Source organism: Nocardia alni (assembly GCF_019038435.1).
Classification (GTDB): domain Bacteria; phylum Actinomycetota; class Actinomycetes; order Mycobacteriales; family Mycobacteriaceae; genus Nocardia; species Nocardia alni.
Genome location: NZ_JAGPOX010000130.1, coordinates 21,845 through 27,844 on the forward strand (window position 1 = coordinate 21,845; position 6,000 = coordinate 27,844).

Here is a 6,000-nt window from a genome sequence, read left to right on the forward strand (position 1 = left end):
AGCATCTGGCCGCCTACGAGGCGGGCCGGCGTACGCTTGCCGAACTCGGTCGAGCCCCGAAGCTCATGGCGAGCGCGGTGATCGGCTACGGCTACAGCGGGGTGGTCGCCGGACACGCCTTGCGGTCGGGCGATGTGAACACCGGATCCGAGGTGCCGCAACGCCTTGCCGATCTGGTCGCGTTGCTGTCCGCGCCGGGAGCCGGGCCGATCGGCGCAGCGGCCGAATTCGGCGCAGGCGAGCACATCTACGTGGGTTACACCGCGGACGACGATCTGGGCGAGAGCCAGGCGTACATCCCCGGTGAATCCGCAAGGCCTTATCCGCGTGGGCATCTCGGTATACGCCCGGACGATCGCCGATTCGGCGCGCGTTCCCTGCGTCCGAGCGAGGGGCACGGGAAGCATTCCTATTTCAGCGGCCCGCCGTTGCGGGAACTTATCGAGGTCATCGGTGATCTGTTCCTGCCTCGGGACCGTCCCTATGCCACGTATCAGGGGCCCGGGCAGCCGGATATGCGCAGGCGCATCGAGCGCGCGGTTCGCCGGGCATTGCGGGGCCAGGCGTCCTCACTGGTGGATCCGTTCGTGACGGTCGTCCTCGACGCACTCGACACGGCCACCGCCCATGGGCAGGCGGAGGTCCTGATCACCGTCGCCGCATCGGACGGTGATGTGGCGATCGATCTGAGCCCGTGTGGCGCCGATGCGGCCCGGCGGATGGCGGCGATGGTCGATGTCGTCGCCGGACGAGAGCAGGACCAACTCGAGACCTCGGTGACGGGCGGTGCGCTCCGGCTCGCATGGGAGGGCGAAGACACCCCGCCGGATGCGGCCCGGCACCTGTGGGACGAAGCAATCGCCCTGCATGCGCTGACCGAACACTCGCGCAGCGATCCGTCGCTACCGGTGGAGCGGATGGCCGCGGATATCCTGCTGCCGCGCTGGCCCGCCGAGACGCCCGCAAGCGCGGAGGCCAACCGGCGCTGGTGGTTCGGGAAGCTCGATCGGACTCAGCGCGATGCGTTGCTCAACACAGTCCCCGGCGTTCTGGGCCGGGCGCCCGGGCTGGGGATCCTGATTCGGCACATGTCGAATATGTCGAGCCTGAACGAGTTCGACGGTGCGCTGATGGACCCGGCCGCCATCCACCGGGCCATGCGGACCGCCCCAAGCGCGCCGCATACCCACTTGCGGACCAATACCGAGGACGGTGTGGAGATCGCGGTCGGTGATCTCCTGGATACCGCCACTACTCGTGTATACCTGCGTACCAGTGCGGCACTGGGGGATCCGGCGACTCTCGAGCGTGAGGTCGCGGCGGCCGCGACGTTGTACGCCGAGGCCAAGGCCCGCGATCCGGAGCGGGGGATCACGGTGATAGTGAGCCACGGTCCCCGGTTGCAGGGCGCCTACGAGGACGGTGACGCGCAGGTCGCGATCATCGCGCTGGGCATGGACGCGGCCATCGAGCTGGAAAGTGTCGCCACCGACTGGATGGACCCGAACTGGTTCCCGTTCGGGCGCATCATGTTCCTGGACCCGGGGCTGGACGAGACGCGGCTGAGCAGCCTGCGCGAACGCGAGCGTGCCGGTACCGCACTGTTTTTCCTGGAGGACGACCTCTTCGGCGCGGGCAACACGCTCGATCCGCTGGCGTACCTCGTGGATCCAGACGGCGCACCGGCCGAGCTGCTGCCGCATCTGGCCGCCTTCGCCGACGGAATGCTGCCGGATCGGCGGCCGCGGCACGAGATGGACTGTGTGCGTGTCGTACACGGGAAACACATCGAGGAGTTCGGTCCCGATTCGGCGGGCGAAGTGGGCGGCGGGGACCCCGACGGAATAGATCCGGACCGGATCGGGCTCGAGGGTGTCAATCGAAAGCAGTTGCAGCGGCTCGCCGGCGGCGTGGCCGTTCCGCTGCGCAACACCGATCCCGATACCGTTCTGGCGGAATTGCTTCCGAACACGGTCGCCGGGGCCTGGATGATCGAGGAGTTTGCGACTCCGGTCGGCAGCCGCGGTCTGGCCCATGCGATCCTGTTGCGTCACTACGGCGACGACGTCCAGCGATACGACCCCGACACCGGCCGCTGGGTGAGTTTCAGCTCGTACCGGCCCGCACGCGAGGTGGTGCAGCGGTATCTGATCACCTACCCCGGGCGGACGATGCGTACGGCAGACGGCACGCAACGACGGGTCGTGCGCCCGGCCCACCCGGTCGCCACGACACCTGAACCCGTCCTGCGACTGCCCGACGACACCCGCGTCGGCGCCGGCGAATCGCCGCCGGATCCCGGTGGCGGCGAGCGGGAATTCCGCTTCCAGCCGGGCGGACCCGGGACCGAAACCATCTCGAATCAGCTCCGGACCACCCTGAACGAACAACACGGGTGGTTCCGTCCGGCGGCGGTGGCGGCCGGGCTGGTCTTGGACCGCTTCGTCGAGCAGCTCGGATTCGATCCGGACCGAATGGTGCGCCTGCGCTGGCGCATAACCGGTGAACCAGGTCATGAGGTGCTGACCCTGGTTGCCGACGACGGTGATTCGGATAACGCCGTGCGGGAGCTGCGGCTGGATCAGCAGACCATGACGAGTGCAGCACTAGCCAGCCAGCGCATGGAACCGTGGGCGGTGGACGTCGAGACGCCCGCCGAGGATCTTCTGTCCGCAGAACGGATCATCCCTGAGATCTACGCTTACGCCGCGGCCCACGTGATGTGGTTGGGTGGGGAACGGGACCGATGCGGCGCTATGGCCGCGGCCCTGCACAATGCGCTGGCGCAGCTGCCCGCACAGCAGCCCGCCCATCTGGTACTGACGGGTGGCAACGATCAGTCCACCATGGAGCCGTTCGGTGTGGTGCTCTCCGGCTCGGTGCGCGGGCGGTTCACCCAGAGCCTGCGACCCGGTTCACAGCTTCGGTCGACATTGGACGCTCACGCGTCGTCATGGTCCGCGATCGATACCGAAAATGGCGACACCACAGTCACTTTCGCTGTCGAATACCAACGCCCAGCCGCGGAAACCCGGACGACGGTGGATCCCGCCACCGAAATGCGGGACGTGGTGATCGATCCGCGTGATCGCGAATCGTTGGAGGAGCTGTCTGCCACGGTCACCCAAATGCTGCTGGACCACCAGTTCCCAGCACAGGCGCAACTCGAGACCGGCTTCCGGACACCCGGTGGCATCCGTGCGGCCCGCATCGTAGTGGCGAATCTGGTGCGCCGCACGATGACCGAGCGGCCGGGCCCGGTGGGAGCGCGAGTCTTGGTGGATCCCTCGGGCCTGCTCGAGGTCGAGCTGTCCGGGTGGACGGCCGGGGTGGAGGTTCCAGGACCACGGCTCATGCTGCGGCCCGCAGGCGAATATGGCGCCGGCCGGACGATGCTGCGATCCCAGCCGATCGCCGGACGGTCCTTCGAGTTGACCGTGCCACCGGACCCTGCTCTCCTCGTCGAGGATGCCCGGCTGCTGCTGGGCGGTCATCTGAAGATGAACGGTTGGACCGAAGATCAGGTCCGGGAGGCGCAGCGCCTGATCGCCGATGCTCTGCACTCTTTTGCCGGGGTGCCCGGGGTGCTGCGCTGGACGGTCGAGGGCCCCCCGTTCCTGCAGACCTTGCGCGTCGAAAGCCTCGATGCCGCCGGGCATCCCGACCGCACGATCGCCGAACTCGGCCAGGCCGTGCGCGAATCCGGTACCCGGCAGACCGAGCAGTCTCTCGGCGGCCAGTGGCTGGCACAGCGCTACGACGAGTTGCTCGGCCGGGACGGCGAGCCCGGGAGCGTCCCGCTGAGGATCGGCCATGTGCCGATCTCACAGGGGATCAGCACCCACGAGGCCGAGTCGCTGATCGAGGGCACGGCGATCGCCCCGCGCTGGTTCGCCGCCGACAGTGATGTGCCCGAGCAGATCACGAAGGCACTGAGGGCCGTCATCGAGCGCCTAGCCGGGCGGCCCGGCATGCTGAGCTTCGCGTTCGTGCAGACCGCCGCAGGCCTGGTGCTGCGGTTCGGTGCGATCCACGCCCAGGCACACGAGTTCGGTCCCCGATACCTGAGCTGGGAGGAGACCTCCGCCGGCGTAGCAGAATGGGTACGGCAGGTCGAGTCTGTCGGTGGACGGGATCCATTGGTACATCAGGGGACTCGTGGCACGTTCGCGATCGGGGAGCTGCCGCTCGGGAATGCGGTACTCGATCCGCAGGCGCTGGAGTCGATCCTGCGTGCACGAGCCGACCAGCAGGTCGTCGGACGCGGCGTCTGGCAACCGCCGACGGGCGAGCTGGGTGCGTCGATGGACAGCCTGGATGCGATTCGCGGTGCCATCCGCAAGACGCTGCCCCCGTGGCGGCGCACTGACATGGACGCCCTGGAGGAGCTGGCCGCACGGCTGGTGCGGGCATATCCGCTGGCGGTGAGTTATGGACTGATCACGGTGACGCTGATCGGAACTCCGGACGCGGGACGCGTCAGTGTGGAGATCACCGGACTCGGCGTCGATGCGGATACCGCGGACGGGGCGACGGCACTGATCGCGGATGCGGGTCTGACCGGTGCGGCCGGGCCGTGGTGGGTGCGATTCGACTATCCGATCGGTGCGGCTCTGCCCGGCCAGGAAGCGGGCGATCGTGAGCGTGCGGCGTGGGGTGGGCCGTTGTCACCGGCCGTGGCCGAGCATGCCGCCCATCTGCTTCGAATCCTGGCCCGTGATGTCGATTCCATCGGCCCTCGCCACCGGAGGCTCGTCGCGCAACATGTGCCGGAACTCGATGTCCTCCACCAGACTTCGTACCTGACGCACAACGCCACAGGGGTGGCCTCGAACCCTTGGATGTCGCCTCGGTTCCGGGCGATTGCCCGCGATCTAGTCCTCGACCATGCCACCGACGAGACGAATATCGCCGGTGACGCCACTCGGGAACTCCTCGAAGATCGCCTGCATCAGGATCCGCGGGAGGACGAGCGCAGCGGTGATCGGCTGCGGTTGATCGCCGAGGCGAGCGCCGCGCGCGCGGCCGTCGCGGAAGCCATCGCGACGGCCGGTCCGGCGACACCGGTCGAGTGGCTGGTGAATCCGTCGTTCTCGGGCGGGCGCGGCGGTGTGCAAGTCCGGATCGGCATGCCCGAGTATCGGCCGGACCACGCCGCTGGGCCGGGTACCGGACGTCCGTTGGATGTCCATGTCATCGAGGGTGACGGCGAACAGGTCGAGGACCGGGTGCGCCGGGCGATCGCGGGGCGTCCGGCGGACGGGCCACCGCTGCTGCTGTGGTTCGGCCACGACGATCCGCGCGGCAGTGACCTGGCCGAGGAACTGACGGCGCTGCGGGAATTGCACGGCTTCACCGAGATTCGCCTATTCGACGAACGGGGCACGGGCATGGCGGTGGACGTCATGGAGTCGGTGAACCGTGTGATACCCGACCTGGTCGTCCTGGGGGACCAGGCCCCCGGTGCGACCCTGATACTGGCTCGGCTGCTGGCGGACTACGCCGGCGATTCGGATACCGCGGTCCTGGTGCGCGCGCTGACCGTCGCGATATTGTTGCGGGTGCGCCCGGGTGCGCCGCGGGTGAATCTGTGTGGCCCGGCTGCGGTGATCGACCATCTGATCGCCAACGGCTGGGTCGCCGGGGCCGACGACCTGCCCGCAGACCTGTTCGAGCGTGATCTCACCGCCGGAATGCCTGCGGCCGAAGTGATTTCCAGGACCCGCACCCGGGCCTATCGGTTCGGGTCCATGCGGCAGGCATGGGAGGCGTTGCGGGCCAGGGGAGAATGGCTGCAGGCACGCGGGCTGCTCGATGAGCGTGGTGAGTCGATCGTCGTCACGGTGCCGCCGAAGCCGGGGGAATCCGTGGGCCACGCTGTGCGGCTGGTGTATCGGCAGGCGGCGCGCGGGCAGGGCCGGATCGAACTGATCGATGCGGCGGAAGGGACCACGACACGAAATTACCTTCCGGCACAGGACGATACGAGTACTCCGGTGT

The 6,000-nt window shown here is 68.3% G+C and carries 1 protein-coding gene (running past one end of the window); it reads left to right on the forward strand.

Features of this window, described 5'->3' with window-relative positions; translation table 11 throughout:
• On the forward strand, positions 1 to 6,000 hold part of the coding region annotated (locus tag JZ791_RS34705; protein ID WP_216900583.1) for a GNAT family N-acetyltransferase (this coding region is incomplete at both ends). The annotated region extends 21,844 nt beyond the left edge of the window; 6,000 of 27,844 annotated nt are visible.